General features: G+C 74.6%; 1 protein-coding gene. It reads right to left on the reverse strand.

Annotated features, from left to right (window positions below):
- Window positions 1-101: 101 nt before the first annotated feature.
- The gene (locus ACH4DZ_RS00940) at window positions 102-20891 is read right to left on the reverse strand and encodes a non-ribosomal peptide synthase/polyketide synthase (RefSeq protein ID WP_398284739.1); all 20790 of its coding nucleotides are present in this window, start codon (window positions 20889-20891) and stop codon (window positions 102-104) included.
- Window positions 20892-20901 lie beyond the last annotated feature (10 nt).

Consider the following 20901-nt stretch of genomic DNA (forward strand, 5'->3'; position numbering starts at 1 on the left):
TGGGGCCGATCGTGATGGAGCCGATCGTGATGGAGTTGGTCTTGGTGGGGTCGGTCCGTGGAGAGGCGGTTTCGGGTCGCCGGGTCCGTGTGGGTATGGGGTCACAGGCTCTCCCTGGCATGCCGGGCGATGTGGCCGAGTGCCTCGGCGAAGTCCCCCGCGACGCGGCGCACGGTCGCCGGGGCGTACGCCCCGGAGTGGTGGTGCCAGGTGAAGGCGAAGCGTCCGTCCCGCACCGCGCCGACCACCTCCAGCGGATGCGAACCACTGTCCCGCGGGTCGTGGTCCTGGCCGAAGGAGCCGTGCTCGGTACGTACGAGACCGCCGTCCGGGGCGGCGGGGCGGGCGTCCCACTGGCCGAGGTAGTTGAAGACCACCTGCCCGTGTGCGGCCGCGCCGAGCCGTTCGCGTACCTCGGGCGGCCCGAAGGTGCGCAGGGCGCCGAAGCCCAGCCCGTTGCCGGGTACGGAGCGCAGTTGGCGGCGTACCGACTTCACCAGGGAACGCCAGTTCCGGGCGGGCCCGGGGCGGTCCAGTTCGGAGACCTGGAGGACGACCGGGTGGATGGTGGTGAACCAGCCGACCGTGCGGGAGAGATCCACGTCGTCGAGCAGGTCCTCGCGGCCGTGCCCTTCGAGGTCCAGGCGGACGCGTTCGCTTCCGGTCCAGCGGGCCAGCGCCAGGGCCAGCGCGGCCAGCAGGACGTCGTTGACGCGGGTGCGGTAGGCGGCCGGCGCGGCGCGCAGCAGTGACTCCGTGTCCTGCTCGCCCAGTTCGACGGTGAACGAGCCGGCCTCCTGGGCGGCCGGGTCGGGTGTGGCGGCGACCGGAAGCCGTCCGGCGGTCACGGCCTCCTCCCAGTAGGCCAGTTCGTGGTCCAGGCCGCCGTCGGCGACATGCCCGGCGAGTTTGTGGGCCCAGTCGCGGAACGAGGTGGTGCGCTCCCCCAGGCCGACGGGCTCGCCGCGCACGGCCTGCCGGTAGGCGGCCTCCAGGTCGTCGGCGAGAATGCGCCAGGACACGGCGTCCACGACCAGGTGATGGGCGACCAGGAGGAGGAAGGCCGTCCCGTCTCCTCGATCCGCCGAGACGTCGTCAGCTGTCCTGTCCCCACGTCCGCCGCCGAACTCGGCGGTCCTGCTCCCAATTTCGCCGCTGACCTCGGCGGTCCTGTCCGCGCCCGCTCCGGTGAACAGCGCTGCCCGCAGCAACGGGCCCCGGCTCAGGTCGAAGCCGGTGTGCAGATCGTCGGCGGCCTTCTTCATGGCCGCGTCCGCCTCCTCCGTCGGCAGGCCCGACAGGTCGTACCGGACGAGAAGTTCCTCGCCCTCTCCCGGCGGCGGGTTGAACTGGTGCCAGCCGTCGGCGTCCTCGGTGAAGCGCATGCGCAGCGCGTCATGGTGTTCCCTCAGCGCGTCCAGGGCGGTGCCCAGGGCGGCGAGGTCGGGCGCGGCGTCGAGTTCCAGCAGCGCCGACTGGTTGAAGTGGGTGCGGTCGGCGCGCGGTGTGCTCAGGAACCACTCCTGGATCGGAGTGAGCGGCACCGCGCCGGTGGCCGGTCCGTCGCCGGTGTGCTGGGGAGCGGTGCCGACGACGCGGGCCAGCTCGGCGACGGTCTGGTGGGTGAACAGGTCCCGGGTGGCCAGATGCAGGCCCTCGCGGCGCAGCCGGGAGACCACCTGCATGCTAAGGATCGAGTCACCGCCCAGGACGAAGAAGTTGTCGTCCACGCCGATGTCCTCCACGCCGAGGACGTCGGTCCAGACCTGTGCGATGCGGCGTTCGGTGCCGGTACGGGGCGCGGTGCGCGGGCCGGCCGCGACGGCGGTGTGCGCGGTGGCGGGTGCGGGCAGGGCCCGCCGGTCCGTCTTGCCGTTGGGGGTCAGCGGCAGCCGCTCCAGCGGCACGAACACGGACGGCACCATGTGCGGGGGCAGCAGCGCGGCGAGGTCTTCGCGCAGCGCGGCGATCGGCAGCCCCTGCGCGACGGCATCGGCATCGGCGCCTGCTCCAGACTCAGTTCCAGTTCCAGCGTCACCGCCTGCCCCAGCACCTGCGTCACCGCCTGCTGGGACGACGTACGCCACCAACCGCCCGTGGCCGTCCGCTGGTTGACCGTCCGGGCCGTCGGTGCGGACCACGACCACCGCGTCGCGCACGTACGGGCTGCGGCGCAGCGCGCTCTCCGTCTCTCCCGGCTCGATGCGGAAGCCGCGCAGCTTGATCTGGTCGTCCGCGCGGCCGACGAAGCGCAGTTCGCCGTCGGCGCCCCAGCGCACCAGGTCGCCGGTCCGGTACATGCGCTCCCCGGCCGCGCCGAACGGGTCGGCGACGAACCGCCGGGCGGTCAGGCCAGGTCGGTGCAGGTAGCCGCGGGCCAGTCCGGGCCCCGCCACGTACAGTTCCCCCGTCACACAGGCCGGTACGGGGCGCAGGGCGGCGTCGAGGACGTACACGCGGGTGGCGCCGGCCGGGCGGCCGATCGGCGGTGCGCCGCCTGCCGGGCTCAGCGGGCCGGTCCAGGTGGCGACGACGGTCGCCTCGGTGGGCCCGTAGGAGTTGATCATCAGGCGGCCGGGGGCCCACCGCTCCACGAGGTCGGCCGGGCAGGCCTCGGCGCCGACGATCAGGGTGCGCAGGTGCGGCAGGTGCTCGGCGGTCTCCGGTGCCACGGTGGCGAGCGCGGCCGGTGGGACGAGGGTATGGCTGATGCGGCGCTCGGCGAGCACCTGGGCCAGCCGTTCACCGATCAGCGGCCCTTCCTCCCCTGTGACGAGGGTGGCGCCGCTGAGCAGGGAGACGCACAGTTCGAGGACAGAGGCGTCGAAGCTGGGAGAGGCGAACTGCAGCACCCGGTCGCCGGGGCCCGCCGCGTACCGCTCGGCGGCGGCCTCGGCGAAGCCCGCCAGCCCCCGGTGCGTCACCGTGACGCCCTTCGGTTTCCCGGTGGACCCGGAGGTGTAGATGACGTACGCCGGGTGGTCGGGGGTGAGGGCGGTGACACGGACCGCGCCGGAGGGCACGGTGTCCGGGCCGGTGGGCGCGGTGTCCGCGCCGGTGGGCGCGGTGTCCGGGCCGGTGGGTGCGGTGTCCGCGCCGTCCGCCACCCATATTCGCGCTGTCTCCGCTATCTCGGCCGGATCGTCGAGGACCACCCGGGCGCCCGCGTCGCGGACCATGAACTCCCGCCGCTGTGCGGGGTAGTTCGGGTCGACGGGCAGGAAGGCGGCGCCCGCCTTGGCGACGGCGAGCTGCGCCACCACCGTCTCGGCGGTGCGGGGCAGGGCGAGGGCCACGACGTCCTCGGGGCCGACCCCGCGGGCGATCAGCCGGTGCGCGAGCCGGTCGGCGGCGCGGTCGAGTTCGGCGTACGACAGCTGCCGTCCGGTGTCCTCCAGCGCCACGGCGTCGGGGGTGGCGGCCACCTGCCGTTCGAACAGGCCCGGCAGTGTCGCCACCGGTACCGGCCGGGCCGTGCCGCGCCCCTGCTCCAGCAGGGCCTTCAGTTCCTCGTCGGAGGCGAGCGGCAGGGCGCCGAGAGAGCGGTGCGGGTCGTCCGCCACGGCGGTCAGCAGCGTGGCCAGCTGATCGGCGAGGTGCTCGGCCGTGGCCGCGTCGAACAGGTCGGTGTTGTAGGTGAGCAGGCCGTCCAGCGCGCCGGTGTCCGCCTCGGCGAACTCCAGGGTGAGATCGAACGCCGCGTGCTGGAGCTCGGTCTCGACGGCGGACACCTCCAGGTCCGGCACATCGAGACCGGCGGCCGGGGTGTTCTGCAGGACGACCATCACCTGGAACAGCGGGGTCCGGCTGGTGTCGCGTACCGGACGCACCTCGTCGACCACCTGCTCGAACGGCACCTCCTGGTGGGCGAAGGCGGCCAGCACGGTCCGCCGGACGTCGTCGAGGAACTCGGCGAAGGGACGCTCGGCGTCGACCCGCGAGCGCAGTACCAGTGTGTTGACGAAGAAGCCGATCAGGTGCTGGATCTCGGCCTGGTCCCGGCCCGAGGTGACCGTGCCGACGGTGACGTCCTGACTGCCGCACAGCCGGGCCAGGAAGGTCTGGGCGGCGGCGACCAGCGTGGTGAAGAGGGTCACTCCCCGGTCCCGGCCCACCTGTCCGAGACGGCGCGCGACGCCGGACGGCAGGGTCAGCCGGGCGGTCGCACCGGACCGGGTGCGCATAGGCGGGCGGGGCCGGTCGGTGGGCAGGTCCAGCGGCTCGATGTCCGCCAACTGCTCTTTCCAGTAGCCCAGTTGCTGTTCATGTCCGCTGGTGGTGCGCTGCCAGTTGGCGTAGTCGGCGTACTGGACCGGCAGCGGCGGCAACGGCCCGGTGGCCGCGTCGAGTTCGGCCCGGTAGAGGTGGGCGAGATCGCCGGTGAGAACGGCGGTCGACCAGCCGTCGGTGACGATGTGGTGCAGCGTGAGCGTCAGGACGTGCTCGTCGTCGGCCAGCCGGATCAGGCCGGTCCTCAGCAACGGGCCCTCACGCAGGTCGAAGGGGAGGGCGCGGTCGGCCGCGAGCCGCTTCTCCAGGCGGGCCGTGCGGTCGCCCTCCGGCAGCTCGGACAGGTCGTGGAGCGGCAGCGGTACCTCCTGCGGCGGCTGGACGATCTGTACGCCCCTGCCGTCCACCGTGTCGAAGGTGGTACGCAGCGACTCGTGCCGTGTCACCAGCTTCCGCAGGGCCGCCGCGAGGGCCCGGGTGTCGAGCCGGCCGCGCAGGCGTAGCGCCAGGGCGGTGACGTACTCGGTGCCGCCGGGTGCGAACTCCTCCAGGAACCAGAGGCGTTGCTGCGCGTACGACATCGGTGCCGTCGCGTCCCGGGCCACCGGCACGATGACGGGGCGCTCGTCGTCCGCGGTCCGGTCCCCGGTGAGCAGCACGGCGAGCGCGGCGGGCGTCGGGTGGGTGAACACGACCCGCGGTGAGAGGGTGGTGCCGAACTCCTCGGCCAGGCGGGAGGCCAGGCGGATGCTGAGGATGGAGTCGCCGCCCAGCGCGAAGAAGTCGTCCTCCACGCCCGGCGGCCGGCCGCCCAGCACGTCGGCGAAGACCTCGGCGGTACGGCGTTCGGCCTCCGTGCGCGGTGCGGTCCGCTTGCCCTGTCCCGGGCCGGTGTCCCCTTCCGGAGCCGGGAGGGCGGCGTGGTCCACCTTGCCGTTGCCGCTCAGCGGGAGGGCCGTCAGCGCGACGAACGCGGAGGGCACCAGGTAGTCGGGCAGCGAGCGGCGGGCGTGGGCGCGCAGTTCGTCCGGGTCGTCCCCTGCCGGACCGACGATGTAGGCGACCAGGCGGCGGGCGCCCGGCCGGTCCTCGCGGGCCACCACCGCCACGTCCGCGACGCCGGGGTGGGGCGCCAGCGCGGCGGCCACCTCGCCGGGCTCCACCCGGAAGCCGCGGATCTTCACCTGGTCGTCGGCGCGGCCCAGGAACTCGACCGTGCCGTCCGGGCGGCGCCGGGCCAGGTCGCCGGTGCGGTACATCCGGGCGCCGGGCGGTCCCAGGGGGTCCGCGAGGAAGCGGCGTGCGCTCTCACCGGGGCGACCCAGGTAGCCGCGTGCCACGCCCTCGCCGGCGATGTACAGCTCGCCCGCGCAGCCCGGCGGGACGGGGCGCATCCGCGCGTCCAGGACGTGGACCCGTTTGTCGTCGAGCGGCCTGCCGACGGGAACGGTGTCGGGGACGGCCGCCGCGTCGTCGAGGGCGTGGGAGGTGGCGAAGGTGGTGGTCTCGGTCGGTCCGTAGCCGTCCACCACGGTCAGGCCGGGGCAGGCGGTCAGTACGCGTCGTACGGCCGCCGCGGGGACCACGTCGCCGCCGGTCCACACCTGGCGCAGGCCCGCGAAGGCGTCGGGCGCGTCCTGCGCCAGCAGCCGGAAGAGACCGGCCGTCAGCCACACGGAGGTCAGACCGGCGCCGCCGGAACGCCCGGTCTCCACGGGCCGCCGGAGATCCGCGCCTCGCAGACCGTCACGGGAACGCCCGACCTCGCCGACGCGCCCGCCACCGTCCGAGCACTCGACATCCCCGGCCCGCCCGAGGCCCGCGCCTCGCAGGCCGTCACCGGAGCGGCCGATCTCGCCGACGCGCCCGCCGTCCTCGGACGTTCCCATGGTCTCGGCGCACAGGCCGGCACCGGAGCGCCCGACGGTCTCGGTTCGCCCGTCGGCGCCGGAACGGTCGATGCCGTCGGGGGCGGTCTGTTCGTCGTCCGCGGCTCGCGGGGCCGTGCCGATCAGACGCCGCAGCAAGGCCGCGTCCACCGTCTCCCCGGGGGCCACGACCACGCAGCCGCCGGTCAGCAGGGGCGCCCACACCTCGAAGGTCGCGGCGTCGAACGCGACCGGCGAGTGCAGCAGCACGCGGGCGCACACACCGTCGGTGAAACGGCTGTCGGTGGCCAGCGACGCCACGTCGCGATGGCGTACCGCCACGGCCTTGGGCAGGCCGGTGGATCCGGAGGTGAACATGACGTAGGCCAGCCGGTCGGGATCCGCCGGCCCGGTCGCCGCTCCCGCGAGGGGGGCCGGTCCGGACGCCGTTCCCGTCAGGGGGACGTGGCTGGCCGCGGCGACGTCCTCGGCGGTGAGCCGGGCCCTGACGTTCGCCTGCGCGAGCATGGTCCGGCGCCGCTCCTCGGGGGCGCGGCCGTCGACCGGCACGTAGGCGCCGCCCGCCTTGAGGACCGCGAGCTGGGCGACGACGAGTTCGGCGCAGCGGTCCATGAGCAGGGCCACCCCGTCCTCGGCGGCGAGGCCGTCGGCGAGCAGCCGGGACGCCACCCGGTCGGACCAGTCGGCGAGTTCACGGTAGGTCAGCCGTCGGTCGCCGTCGTCCAGGGCGAGCGCGTCCGGGGTGCGGCGGGCCTGCTCGGCGAACAGGTCCACGGGGCTGCGCGGTTCCACCCGGCGGGCGGTGGTGTTCCACCGCTCCAGCAGTCGCCGGTCCCCGGCGGTGAGCGGATCGAGAGCGCCGACCTCGCCGTCGATGCCGTCGGCGAACCGGGTGAGCAGGGTGGCCAGGCGAGCTGTCGCCCGTTCCACCGTGGCGCGGTCGAAGAAGGCGGGGTCGTAGGCCAGGTCGAAGCCGAGCCGGTCGCTCAGGTGGGCGCGCAGGCACAGCGGGAAGGTGGTCGCGTCGTCGGCGCGTACCTCGGCCACTCCCACACCCGTCCGGGCGGTGGCCGACTCGTCGACGGGATAGTTCTCGAAGACCACCATGCTGTCGAACAGGGCCTGTCCGGCGGGGACTTCGGTCAGCGACTGGATACGGGCGAGGGAGAGGAAGTCGAAGCGCCGGTCCTCGCTCTGCGCCTCCTGAAGGCCCCGCAGCCAGGCGCGGACGCCGTCGCCCCGGACCCGTACCCGGGTGGGCACGGTGTTGATGAACATGCCGATCATGGTGTCGACGCCGGGCAGTTCGGCGGGCCGGCCGGAGACGGTCGTACCGAAGACGACGTCGTCGCGCCCGCTGTAGCGGGCCAGCAGCAGCGCCCAGGCCGCCTGTACGACGGTGTTCACGGTCAGTCCGGCGCGGGCCGCCGTCTCCCGCAGCCGCAGCGACACCTCCCCGTCCAGCTCGTGGTGCACGGACTCCGCGGAGCGGGCCCGGTGTGCCTCGGCGGGGGTGCGGTCGTACGGCAGCGGGGTGCGCTCGGTGACACCGGTGAGGGTGTCGGTCCAGTGGCGTTCGGCCGCGCCCTCGTCCTGTTCCCGCAGCCAGCGCACGAAGTCCGCGAACGGCCGCCGCACCGGCGGTGCGGTGTCCTGGCCGCCGGTGAGCGCGGCGTACCGCTCGCACACCTCGGTGAGCAGCTGCCCGGTGCTCCAGCCGTCGAGGATGAGGTGGTGGGAGGACCACAGCAGCAGTGCCTCGTCACCGGGCAGCGCGGCCAGGGTGATCCGGGTGAGCGGCGCGGCCGTCAGGTCCATGCCCGCCGCGCGGTCCTCGACGAGCAGCCGCTCCGTCGCGGCGGCGCGCTCCTCGCGGGTCAGGGTCCGCCAGTCCAGGTGGGTGACGGGCAGTTCCGCGTGGTGGTGGACGACCTGGACGGGGTGCGGCAGGCCCTGCCAGTGGACGTCGGTGCGCAGGACAGGGGTACGGTCGGCGACCTCCTGCCAGGCCGCCGCGAACGCCCTCGGGTCACCGACTCCCGTCAGCCGTACGGCCGTACGGTCGAAGTAGGCCCCGGCGGTGTCGACCAGTCCGTGGAAGAGCATGCCGGACTGCAGGGGCGTCAGCGGCAGGACGTCGGCCACGTGCCGTCCGTCGCCCACCAGCCGGTCGAGCTGCTGCTGGGAGAGACAAGCGAGGGGGAAGTCCGAGGGGGTACGGCCGCCCGCGTCCGGCTCCGCGCAGTGGGCCACGATGTCGCGCAGCGCCACGCACATCTGCTCGGCCAGGTGCCGCACGGTGGACTCGTCGTATACGGCCGCCGGGTAGGTCCAGCCGAGTTCGAGCCGTCCCTCCTGGACCACGCCCGTGATGTCCAGCAGGTAGGGGCGGGTCTCGTCCGGGTCGGCGTCGCGGCCGGCCGGCGGGAGCGCCGCCGCCCCGTACAGGCCGTCCTCGGTGCCGCCGCCCGTGTCCCAGCGCCCGTGGTAGTTGAAGCCGACCCGTGGGTGGGAGGCGTCGGCGAGCGGGCTGTCCGGCAGGAGGTGGCGCAGGGCTCCGTGGCTCAGGCCGTGCAGCGGCACCGCGCGCAACTGCTCCTTGACGGAGCGCAGGGTGGCGCGCCAGTCGGCACCGGGTGCGACGGTCAGGGCGAGGGGGAACTCGGCGGTGAACCAGCCGACGGTCCGGGACAGGTCCACGTCGTCGAACAGGTCCTCCCGGCCGTGCCCCTCCACCCCGACGAGGACGGTGTCGCGCCCGCACCAGCGGGCCAGCGTACGGCCGAGCGCGCTGAGCAGCACGTCGTTGACCTGGGTGCGGTAGACCTCGGGCACCCGGCGCAGCAGCGCCTCGGTCTCCTCCTCGGCCAGCGTCACGGTGACGGTGGCGGCGGCGTCGTGGGTGTTGCGGCCCGGCCTCCCGGCGGGCAGGTCGGCGGGGGCGGCGACGGTGCGGGTCCAGTGCGCCAGGTCGGCGTCCAGGGCACCGGACCGCGTGTGCTGCTCCAGTCGCTGCGCCCAGCGGCCGTACGAGGTGCCGGCCGGCGGAAGTTCGACGGGCTGCCCGGTCGCGGCGGCGCGGTGGGCGGTCTCCAGGTCGGCGAGCAGGATGCGCCAGGAGACGCCGTCGACGACCAGGTGGTGCACGGTGAACAGCAGTTGGGCCGGGCGTTCCGGGCCCCGGTCGAACAGCAGGACCCGTACGACCCGGCCCTCGGTGGGATCCAGCGCCCCCTGTGCGGCGTCCGCCGCGCGCTGTACCTGCGCCTCCAGATCCGGGGCGTCCAGGTGGGACGTGTCGTAGCTCGTGAACACGGCGTGCGGTGCTTGCGGCAGCACCTGCTGGCGCCAGCCGTCCTCGGTGTGCCGGAAGCGGGTCCGCAGGGCCGGATGGCGGCCCACGAGGGCGTCGACCGCCTGCTCCAGCGCCGAGAGGTCGGTGCCGACGGCCAGTTCCAGCCGCTGGGTCATGGTGAACCGCAACGCGTCACCGGGACGCCGGTGGTCGAGGTACCAGCGCTGGATCGGCGTCAGCGGGGCCTCGGCGGGCGGGGTGTCGTCCGTACCGTCCGCCGGCCGGGGCGCCGACTCGGCGACGCGCAGGGCGAGTTCGGCGACGGTCTGGTGGCGGAAGACGTCCTTGGTGGTCAGGGCGAGGCCCGTCCGGCGGGCGCGGGAGACGATCTGGATGCTGAGGATGGAGTCGCCGCCGAGCGCGAAGAAGTTGTCCCGCGCGCCGACCCGCTCCACACCGAGCACCTCGGCCCAGATGGCTGCCAGCCGTTCCTCGGTGCCTGGGCGGGGTGCCACGTACGGCGTGCCGCTGTCGGGCTGGGCCGCCGGTGCGGGCAGTGCGCGGCGGTCGGTCTTGCCGCCGCTGGTGCGCGGTATGCGGGTCAGCGGCACGAACGCGGTGGGCACCAGGTGGTCCGGCAGGGTCCGCCGCAGCCGCACCCGCAGCTCGTCGGCGGAGGGGGCGTGCTGCCCGGTGGGCACGACGTACGCCACCAGCATGGTACGTCCGGCGTGTTCGCGGGCGGTCACGGCGGCGTCGGTGACGTCCGGCAGCGCGAGCAGCGCGGCCTCGACCTCGCCTGGCTCGATACGGAACCCGCGGATCTTGACCTGCTCGTCGACCCGGCCCAGGAACTCCAGCGCCCCCGACGCGGTCCACCGGGCCCGGTCGCCGGTGCGGTACATCCGCTCCCCCGGTGCCGTGAACGCGTCGGACGCGTCGGCCGGACGGGACGCTCCGAACGGATCGGCGATGAAGCGGGCGGCGGTGAGGCCCGGCCGGTTCAGGTAGCCGCGGGCGACCTGCGCCCCGGCGAGATACAGCTCGCCCGGTACGCCGGGCGGGACCGGGCGCAGGGCGCGGTCGAGCACGTAGGCGCGCAGGTTGCGGCCCGGCCGGCCGATGACCGGGCGTCCGCGGTGGTCGGCGCAGCGGCCGTAGACGGCGTCCACGGTCGTCTCGGTGGGGCCGTACATGTTGTACGCGGTGACGCCGAAGTCGTCGTGGGCCGCGCACAGTTCGGCCCAGGTGTCGGGGCCGACCGCCTCGCCGCCCACCAGCAGCAGCCGCGGGTGGTGGCGGCCGGGGGTGAGGAGTCCGGCGGCGGTGAGTTCGCGGAGGAAGGACGGGGTGACGTTCACCAGGTCCAGTTCCCGCTCGTCGACCTGGGCGCAGAACGCCTCGGGGTCCAGGCGTACGTCCTCGTCGACGAGGTGGACCTCCTGGCCGAGGGCGAGCAGCAGCGGACCCTCCCAGGAGGTGTCGAAGGAGAAGGAGGCGCTGAGCGCGGCCTTGAGCCGTCGTCCGTCGGCGGTGTGCGGGGCGACGAGTCCTTCCCGGTGGTCGTGGCAGAGGTTGACCAGGTGGCGGTGTTCCACCGTGACGCCCTTGGGGCGGCCGGTGGAGCCGGAGGTGTAGATGATGTAAGCGGCGTTGTCCGGGTGCAGCGGAGCGAGCCGGTCGGCGTCGGTGGGGTCGTGGGCGGGCAGTTCGTCCCAGGGCGTCCCGCGCAGGGTGTCGGCCGTCAGGACCGTGTGCGGCGCGGCGTCCTCGACGAGGAACGCGACACGCTCCTCGGGCAGGTCCGGGTCGAGGCAGAGCAGGGTGCCGCCCGCCTTGAGCACGGCGAACACGGCCACCAGCAGCTGCGAGGTACGCGGCAGCCGCACGGCGACCACGCGCTCCGGGCCGATGCCCAGCGTGATCAGGTGATGGGCCAGCCGGTTGGCCCGCTCGTTCAGGGCCGCGAAGGTGAGCGTGCCGTCCCGGGCCACCAGGGCGGTGGCGTACGGGGTGCGGGCCGCCCGCGCCTCGAACAGGGCGGGGAAGTCACTGTCCGGCACGGGCAGCCGCCCGCCCTGCCACTCGTCGAGGACCTGCCGCTGTTCGGCGGTCGTCAGCAGCGGCAGAGCACGGGCGTCCCGGTGCGGATCCTGTACCGCCGCTTCCAGCAGCAACCGCAGCCGTACGGCAAGTCGTTCGGCGGTGTCCGCGTCGAACAGCCCGGTGTCGTACTCCAGATAGCCGGTCACGCCACCGTCACTCGCGTCGTTCTCGACGAAGTCGAAGGCGAGGTCGTAGGCGGCGTACCGGATCGGGGGCGTGAGCGGTTCGACGTCCAGGTCCGGCAGGTCGAGGTTCTCGGCGCCCAGGTTGTGCAGCGCCACCATCACCTGGAACAGCGGGGTGCGGCTGGTGTCCCGCTCGGGCTGGAGGGCGTCCACCAGTTTCTCGAAGGGCACGTCCTGGTGGGCGAACGCGTCCAGGGCGTTGGTGCGCACCCGTTCCAGCAGCGCACGGAACGACACTCCGGGCTCCACCCGGTTGCGCAGCACCAGGGTGTTGACGAACATGCCGACCACGTCGTGGAGTTCAGGCCGTTCACGGCCCGCCGTGACCGTGCCGACGGCGATGTCCTCCTGGTCGGACCAGCGGGAGAGCAGGACCGTGCAGGCCGTCAGCAGTGTCATGTAGAGGGTGGCGTCGGCCTCGTGGCCCGTCTCCCGCAGCCGCTCGGTGAGGGCGGCGGGGAGGGCGAAGGTCACCAGGGCGCCTTCCCGGTTGCGTACGGCGGGACGCGGCCGGTCGGTGGGCGGCTCCAGCGGGGTGATGCCGTCCAAGGTGCGCCGCCAGTAGGCGAGTTGCTCGGCCACCTCGTCGGTGCGGGCGCGTTGCCAGGCCGCGAAGTCCGCGTACCGCACGGGCAGGTGCGGCAGCCGGGGCGCGCGGCTCTCGCGGGCGGCCGTGTACAGCTCGCTCAGGTCCCGGCCCAGTACACCGGCCGACCAGCCGTCGGTGACGATGTGGTGGACGGCCAGGACCAGGACGTGCTCGTCCTCGGCCAGGCGTACGAGGCGGGCCCGTAGCAGGGGCCCGGCGCCCAGGTCGAAGGGGACGGACGCCTCGCGTTCCACGAGGGCGTCCAGGCGGTCGCGGGCGCCGGTGAGGTCGTCCAGCGGCAGGTCCACCGGGTACGGCCGGTGGACGATCTGCCGGGCACGGCCGTCCTGGCCGGCTTCGGCGAACGTGGTGCGCAACGCCTCGTGCCGGGCGACCAGTCCGTCGAGAGCGGCACGCAGGGCGTCGGCATGGAGCGTGCCGCGCAGGCGCAGCACGGACAGGGTCGTGTACTCGGTGCTGCCCGGCTCGAAGCGGTCGAGGAACCACAGCCGCTGCTGCGCGTACGACAGCGGCGCCGGGGCGTCCGGGTCCACGGCCGGGATGACATCCGCCGGTGCCCCGCCGTTCCGCGCCGGGTCGCCGAGTTCGGCGGCCAGGGCGGACAGCGTCGAGTGGGTGAACAGCAGCCGGGGCGAGACCTCCGTACCGAAGGCGGCGCGCAGCCGTGAGACGACCCGGACGGCGAGGATCGAGTCGCCGCCGAGGGCGAAGAAGTCGTCGTCGGCTCCCACCTCGTCGGTGTCGAGGACGTCCGCCCAGGCGGCGGCGACCGCACGCTCGGCGGGCGTGCGCGGCGCGACGCGCTCGGTGTCCATGGCGAAGCCGTCCGGTCCGGGGGCGGGCAGCGCGCGCCGGTCGAGTTTGCCGTTGACCGTCAGCGGAAGGGCCGCCATCGGCACGTACGCGGCGGGCACCATGTGTGCGGGCAGCAGCCGCTCCAGGTGGGCGCGGAGTTCGGCGGCGGGCGGCGGTTCGGTGCCGCCCCGGCCGACGACGTGGGCCACCAGCCGGCGCGTCCCCGAGCCGTCCTCGTACACGCCGGCCGCCGCGTCGCCGACGCCCGGGTGGGTGTGCAGGGCGGCCTCGATCTCGCCGGGTTCGATGCGGTAGCCGCGGATCTTCACCTGCTGGTCGGCGCGGCCCAGGTACTCCAGCGTGCCGTCGGCCCGCCGGCGGGCCCGGTCGCCGGTGCGGTACATCCGCCGCCCCGGCGCCGCGAACGGGTCGGACGCCGCGAACGGGTCGGCGAGGAAGCGGGTCGCGGTCAGGCCGGGCCTTCTCAGGTAGCCGCGTGCCAGGCCCTCCCCCGCCACGTACATCTCGCCCACGGCTCCGGGCGGTACCGGGGCCAGGTCGCCGTCGAGGACATGGATCCGCAGGTCGGGTATGCCGGTGCCGATCGGGCTCGCGGCGCCCGTGCGGGCCGTGGTGCGGTCCAGCGGCTCGTAGGTGACGTGCACGGTGGTCTCGGTGATGCCGTACATGTTGACCAGGCGTGGCGCGGTGTCGGGGTGGTGCGCGTACCACTCGGCGAGGCGGTCGACGTCCAGGGCCTCGCCGCCGAAGACCACGGTGCGCAGCGCCAGTCGGGCGCTGAGTTCAGGGTGTTCGGCGTCGGCGCGGGCCAGTGGGTAGAAGGCGGACGGGGTCTGGTTGAGGACGGTGACCCGCTCGTCGGCGAGGAGCCGCAGGAAGTCCTCCGGGGAGCGGGCGGTGTCGTCGGGGACGACGACGAGCCGGCCGCCGTGCAGCAGGGCACCCCACAGTTCCCAGACGGAGAAGTCGAAGGCGTAGGAGTGGAACAGGGTCCACACGTCGCTCTCGTCGAAGCCGAACCAGTGGCGGGTGCGGCTGAACAGGCGCACGACGTTGGCGTGCGGGACGACCACGCCCTTGGGGCGGCCGGTGGAGCCGGAGGTGTAGATGGCGTAGGCGGGGCTCTCCGGCAGGGGGCGGCGGGCCGGGGCGGGTCCGGTGGCCGGGCGCCGGGCGAGGTCGGCCCGTACGTCGGGGGCGTCCAGTACGAGGAGCGGGACACCGGCGCCCCGCACGCGTCCGGCGGCCTCCGTGGTCGTCACCAGGGTCACCGGGGCGGCGTCGTCCAGCAGTTGGGCGACGCGTTCGGCGGGCAGCTTCGGGTCGATGGGCAGATAGGCGGCGCCCGTCTTGAGCACCGCGAGGACCGCCACGACGAGGTCGGTGGAGCGGGGCAGGGCGAGGGCCACGAACCGCTCGGGTCCGGCGCCGGCCTCGGCCAGCCGGTGGGCGAGGCGGCCGGCCGCCGCGTCGAGCGTGGCGTAGTCGAGGTGGTCGGTGCCACAGGTGACGGCGGGGGCGTCGGGGGTGCGGGCGGCCCGGGCCTCGAACAGGTCCACCAGGGTGTCCGTCGGCCGGCCGTGCTCGGTGCCGTTGAAGTCGACCAGCATGCGCCGCCGTTCCTCGGCGGTCGTCCAGGCCAGGGCGCGCAGCGGCCGGTCGGGATGCTCGGCGATCTGCGTGAGGAGCAACCGGAGGCGGTCGGCGAGCGCCCGGACGGTGTCGACGTCGAAGAGGTCCGGGTCGTAGGCCAGGTCGAAGCCGAGCCGCTCACCCTGGTAGGCGCGCAGCACCAGCGGGTAGTTGGTGGCGTCCCGGGAGGCGACGTCCACCAGCCGCACTCCGGAGCCGGAGGTGCGGGCCGCGTCGAAGGGGTAGTTCTCGAAGGCGACCATGCTGTGGAAGAGCGGGGTGCCGGACGGTACGTCGCTCAGGGCGGTCAGCTCGGCCAGGGAAGCGGCGGCGAACCGCCGTGACTCGGCCTGTACGTCCTGGAGTTCGCGCAGCCAGTCGGCGGCCGGGCGGTGGCCGTCGACCTGGACGCGGGTGGGCACGGTGTTGATGAACATGCCCACCATCGACTCCACGCCGGGCAGTTCGTCGGGGCGGCCGGAGACGGTGGTGCCGAACACCACGTCCGGCTCGGCGCTGTGGCGGGCCAGCAGCAGCGCCCAGGCGCCCTGCACGACGGTGTTCACGGTCAGTCCGGCGTCGCGCGCGGTGCGGGCCAGCGTCGCGGACACCGCGTCGGACAGCTCCGCCGTGTGGACGTCCGCCGACCGGCTCTCGTGCGTGCCGGTCAGGGGCCGGTCGACGGGCAGCGGCGTGGGTGAGGCGAAGCCCCGGAGGGTTTCCCGCCAGTGCGCACGCGAGGCCTCGGCGTCCTGGTCGGCCAGCCAGCGCACGTAGTCGGCGAAGGACCGGCGCACGGGCGGGCTCGGCTCGCCGCCGACGGTGAGCGTGGCGTACTCCTCGCACACCTCCGTCAGCACCTGGGCCAGGCTCCAGCCGTCGAGGATGAGGTGGTGGGAGGTCCACAGCAGGTGCAGCCGGGCGTCGGGCAGCCGGACCAGGGTGAGCCGCATCAGCGGTGCCGAGGCGAGGTCGATGCCGTGTGCGAGGTCGTCGGCGCGGAGCCCGTCGAGCCGGTCGGCGCGCTCCTTGGGATCCACGTCCCGCCAGTCGAGCTGCGTGAGGGGCACCCGCACGTCCCGGTGCACGATCTGGAGGGGGGCGGGCACGTCCTGCCACACGACCGAGGTCCGCAGCGCGGGTGTGCGGTCGGTGACCCGCTGCCAGGCCAGGCCGAACGTGTGCGGGTCGGCCACACCGTCCAGCAGCAGGGCGGCCTGGTCCACGTACACGTCGTCGGCGCCGCCCACCAGGCGGTGGAAGAGCATGCCCTCCTGGAGCGGGGTGAGCGGGAGCAGGTCCTCCACCGCACGCCCGTCGCCGGCGAGGCGGTCCACGCCGGCCTGGTCCAGGCGGGCGAGCGGGAAGTCGGAGGGGGTGCGACCGCCCGCGCCGGGACGGGCGCAGTGCTCGGCGATCGCGGCGAGGGCCGCCACCATGCCCTGCGCCAACTCCCGTACGGTGTCCGGCGTGTGGGCCTGGTCGCTGTAGTGCCAGGTGATCTCCAGCTCGCCGTCGGCGACCACGGCGGAGATGTCGAGCAGGTGGTCGAGGGGTTCGTCGGCGGCCATGTCCCGGCCGGGCACTTCGGCGGCCGGTGCGAAGTCCGCTCCGGCGGCGCTGTCCCACTGCCCGTGGTAGTTGAAGCACACCTGGGGCAGCGGCACCTCGCGCAGGGCGCGGGCGGCCGGGTCGGGCGAGCCCAGGCGTGCCAGCGCCTCGTAGCTCAGTCCGCGCCTGGGCACGGCCCGCAGCCGTTCCTTGACGGCCTTCAGGGTGCCGCCCCAGTCGGGTGCGGCGGGCGTTCCGGCCGGGGTGAGGGTGACGGGGTACTGGGAGGTGAACCAGCCCACCGTGCGGGACAGGTCCACGTCCCCCGGGATCAGGTCCTCGCGCCCGTGGCCCTCCAGGGCGACGGTCACGTGCCCGGTGCCCGTCCAGTCGGCAAGGATTCTGCTCAACGCGCTGAGCAGGACGTCGTTGACCTGCGTGCGGTAGGCGGCGGGCACCCGGCGCAACAACGCCTCGGTGGTGGCGCGGTCCACTCGGGTACGGACGGTGCGCACGGTTGCGGCGAGCGGGGTTCCCCGGCGGTCCACCGGCAGCGGGGTACGGGGCCGGGTCGCCTCCGTGGTCCAGTACGGCAGGTCGTCGTCCAGGTCGCCGGCCCGCGTCAGGCGGGCGAGGTCGGCGGCCCAGTCGGTGAACGGCGTGGGTACGGGCTCCAGTTGGACGGCCTCGCCCGCTGCCGCCTGCCGGTAGGCCTGCTGCAGGTCGGCGAGCAGGATCCGCCAGGACACGCTGTCCACGGCCAAGTGGTGTGCGGTGACGAACAGTTGGGGGCGTTCGCCGGGCGGGGGCAGGAGCAGGGCGGCGCGCAGCAGGGCGCCGGTCGCCGGGTCGAGGGCGGCGCGGGCGGTGTCGGCGGCCGTGAGGCGGGCCGCCGCGGGGTCCGCGGCGCCGGACAGGTCGTGCCGGGTCAGCAGCCCCGTGGTCGGCCCTTCGCCGGGGTGCTGCCACCAAACGCCACGGGTGTCACCGGTATCGCCGGTGTCACCGGTCTCTCCCCTCTGGCCGGTCCCGCCGCTGCGGGCGAAGCGGGTGCGCAGGGACGGGTGGTGGGCGGCCAGCGCTTCCACGGCGCGTTCCAGCGCGGGTTCGTCGACGTCGTACGGCAGGTCGAGCAGCATCGACATGCTGAAGGGCCGCAGGCGGCCGTCCCGGTCGCCGTGTGTGGCGGCGTACCACTCCTGCACCGGGGTCAGCGGGGCGGGCCCGTCCTCGCTCGGCCGGCGGGGCGCGGGTGTCTCGGCGGTGCGCAGGGACGCGGCGGCGGCCAGGTCGGCGACGGTCTGGTGGCGGAAGACGTCCCGCGAGGTCAGGTGCAGACCTGCCGCGCGGGCGCGGGAGACGGCCTGGATGCTGAGGATGGAGTCGCCGCCGAGTTCGAAGAAGTTGTCGGTGACGCCCACCCGCGTGACACCCAGTACCTCCGCCCAGACACCGGCCAGCGTCTCCTCGTCCGGGGTGCGCGGTGCGACGAACTCCCGCTCGCGCGGGGCCGATTCGAGATCGGGGGCGGGCAGGGCGTGGCGGTCCAGCTTGCCGCTGGTGGTCAGCGGCAGCGCGTCGAGCACGGTGAACGACGACGGCACCATGTGGTCGGGCAGGACACGCCGGCAGGCGGCCCGCAGCTCCGCGGCGGCGGGCGGTTCGGCGTCCGCGGCCGGTACGGCGTAGGCGGCGAGCCGCAGATGGCCGTGCGCGTCGGGGAGCGCGACGACCGCGGCGCCGGTGAGGCCCGGCAGGCCGAGGAGGGCTGCCTCGACCTCGCCGGGCTCGATGCGGTGACCGCGTACCTTCACCTGGTCGTCGGCCCGCCCGAGGTAGTCGAGACGTCCGTCGGCGGTCCAGCGGGCCAGGTCGCCCGTGCGGTACATCCGGGTTCCGGGCGGGCCGAACGGGTCGGCGAGGAAGCGCGCGGCGGTCAGCCCGGGCCGGCCCGCGTAGCCGCGGGCGACCTGCTCGCCCGCCAGGTACAGCTCGCCGCCGACACCGGGCGGCACCGGGTGGAGGCGGCCGTCGAGGACGTACGCGCGGACGTTGGGCAGCGGCCTGCCCACCAGGGGGCGCCCGTCGCCCTCGATACGGCAGACGAGGGCGTCGACCGTGCACTCGGTGGGGCCGTAGAAGTTGTACGCGGCCACGCCCGGGTGGCCGGCCAGCTCGCGCCACAGGCCGGGGCCGATCGCCTCGCCGCCGAGCATCAGGACGCGGGGGTGGTGGCGCGGGTCGGTGAGCAGTCCGGCGGGCAGCAGTTGGCGCAGGTAGGAGGGGGTGAGGTCGAGGAAGTCGACGCGGTGCTCGACGACGTACTCGACCAGCGCGGCGGCGTCGAGCCTGGTCGCCTCGTCGACCAGGTGCAGCGGGTGGCCGTCGGCCATCAGCAGCACGCCCTCCAACGAGGTGTCGAAGGAGAACGACGCGGTCAGCGCCACCCTCAGTGGACCGCCTCCCGCGTCGGCCACGAAGCCCTCGCGGTGCGCGGCCAGCAGATGCGCGAGCGACCGGTGCGTCACGGCGACACCCTTGGGACGCCCGGTGGAGCCGGAGGTGTAGATGACGTACGCGGTGGAGTCCGGGTCGGGGGCCGCGACGGCCACGCCGGCCCCCGAGCCCGAAAGCGCGCCCGGATCGGTGGTCGGCTCCCGGTGCCCGCCCGGGGCGGCGTCCGGGGCGGTGTCCGAGGCGGTGTCCGGCAGGGGCGCTTCCGCTGACCCGGGCGCGGGCGCGGGCTCGGGCTCGGGCTCGGGCACCGGCACCGCCCGCAGCGCCGTCTCGTCCAGCACCAGCGTGGGTCGGGCGTCCTCCAGCAGGAAGCGGACCCGCTCCTCCGGCAGCGCGAGGTCCAGGGGCAGATAGCCGGCGCCGGACTTCCAGACGGCGAGGATCGCCACGATCATGTCGGCGGTACGCGGCAGCCGCAGCGCGACCAGGCGTTCGGGGCCGGCGCCCCGGGCGACGAGGTGGCGGGCGAGCCGGTCGGCCCGGGTGTTGAGCGTCGCGTAGTCGAGGCGCTCCTCCCCCGCGACCAGCGCGGTGGCGTGCGGAACGCGGTCCGCCTGCCGGGCGAAGAGCTCGGGGCAGGTGAGGGCGGGAACGGCCCGTGCGGTGGCGTTCCACTCCTCCGTGATCCGCCGGGCCTCGTCCGGACCGAGCAGGGGCAGCGAGCCCAACGGGCGGTCCGGCGCGGTCGCGGCGCCCTCCAGGGTGCGTGACAGCTGGTCGGTCAGCCGTTGCGCGGTGGCCGTGTCGAAGAGGTCGGTGCGGTACTCCAGCAGGCCGGTCAGCCCGTCCCCGTCGGGGACGAACTCGACGCTGAGGTCGAAGGTGGCCGCCTGCCGGGGCACCGCGACCGGCGAGGCGGTCAGATCGCGCAGGGCGGGGGCGGCGGGCGGCGCCGGATGGAGGAGGACCATCACGTCGAACAGGGGGTTGCGGCCCGCCTCGCGGGCCACGCCCACCGCCTCCACCAACCGCTCGAACGGCGTGTCGCCGTGCGCGAAGGCGTCGTTGACGGTGGTCGCCGCGGCCCCGAGCAGGTCGCGGAAGGAGCCGTCCGTGTCCACGGGGGTGCGCAGGACGACCGTGTTGGCGAAGAAGCCGACGGCACGTTCCAGGTCGGTGCGGGAGCGGCCCGGGGTGAGGGAGCCGACGGTGATGTCGTCCTGCCCGGACCAGCGGGCCAGCAGGGCCTGGCAGGCCGCGACCAGGGAGGTGAACAGGGTGGTGTGCTGCTCGCCCGCCAGCTCCCGCAGCCGTGCGGTGGTCTCCGCGGGCACGGTGAAGGTGCGTACGGCGCCCGCACCGGACTCCTCACCGTCACGGGGGTGGTCCAGTGGCAGCCGGGAGGCGACGGCCCCCGACAACTGGTCTCTCCAGTAGCCGAGTTGCTTCTCCAGCCGAGGGCCGGTGAGCTGTTCGCGCTGCCATGCCGCGAAGTCCGGATACTGCGTCGCCACCGGCCCCGGTTCCGGCGCCGCGCCCCGGGCGAAGGCGTCGTACGCGGTGCACAGTTCCTCCAGCACGATCCCCATCGACCAGCCGTCGGTGATGATGTGATGGGCCGTCAGCAGCAGGGTGTGCGCGGTGTCCGCTTCGCGCAGGAGCAGGGCCCGCAGCAGCGGACCGGCGCCCAGGTCGAAGGGCCGCTCGTACTCCGCGAGCAGCGCCGCCTCCAGCGCGTACGGCGGCGTGTCGGCCACCGGGAGCGGCACCGGGGCCGCCGGTCGTACCGTCTGCGCGGGCCGTCCGTCGCTCTCCTCGAACGTGGTGCGCAGCGCCTCGTGCCGCTCGACGACGGTGTCCAGGGCGCGGGAGAGGGCGGTGCGGTCCAGCGGGCCGGTCAGGCGCAGGGCGACGGCGCTGTTGTAGCGGGCGTCGCCGGGGCGCAGCCGGTCCAGGAACCACAGCCGCTGCTGGGCGAAGGACAGGGGCAGCGGCCGGGTGCGGTCGGCGTGCGGGATGCCCTGGCGGGCGGTGGCGGCCCGGCCGGCGAGGCGGCGGCGCATCGCCTCCTGGAGGTCCTGGGGCAGGGCTTTGGCGCGGTCTCGCTTCGAAGACGTCATGGTCTGCCGG

Source organism: Streptomyces sp. NPDC017991 (genome assembly GCF_044328075.1).
Lineage (GTDB): Bacteria > Actinomycetota > Actinomycetes > Streptomycetales > Streptomycetaceae > Streptomyces.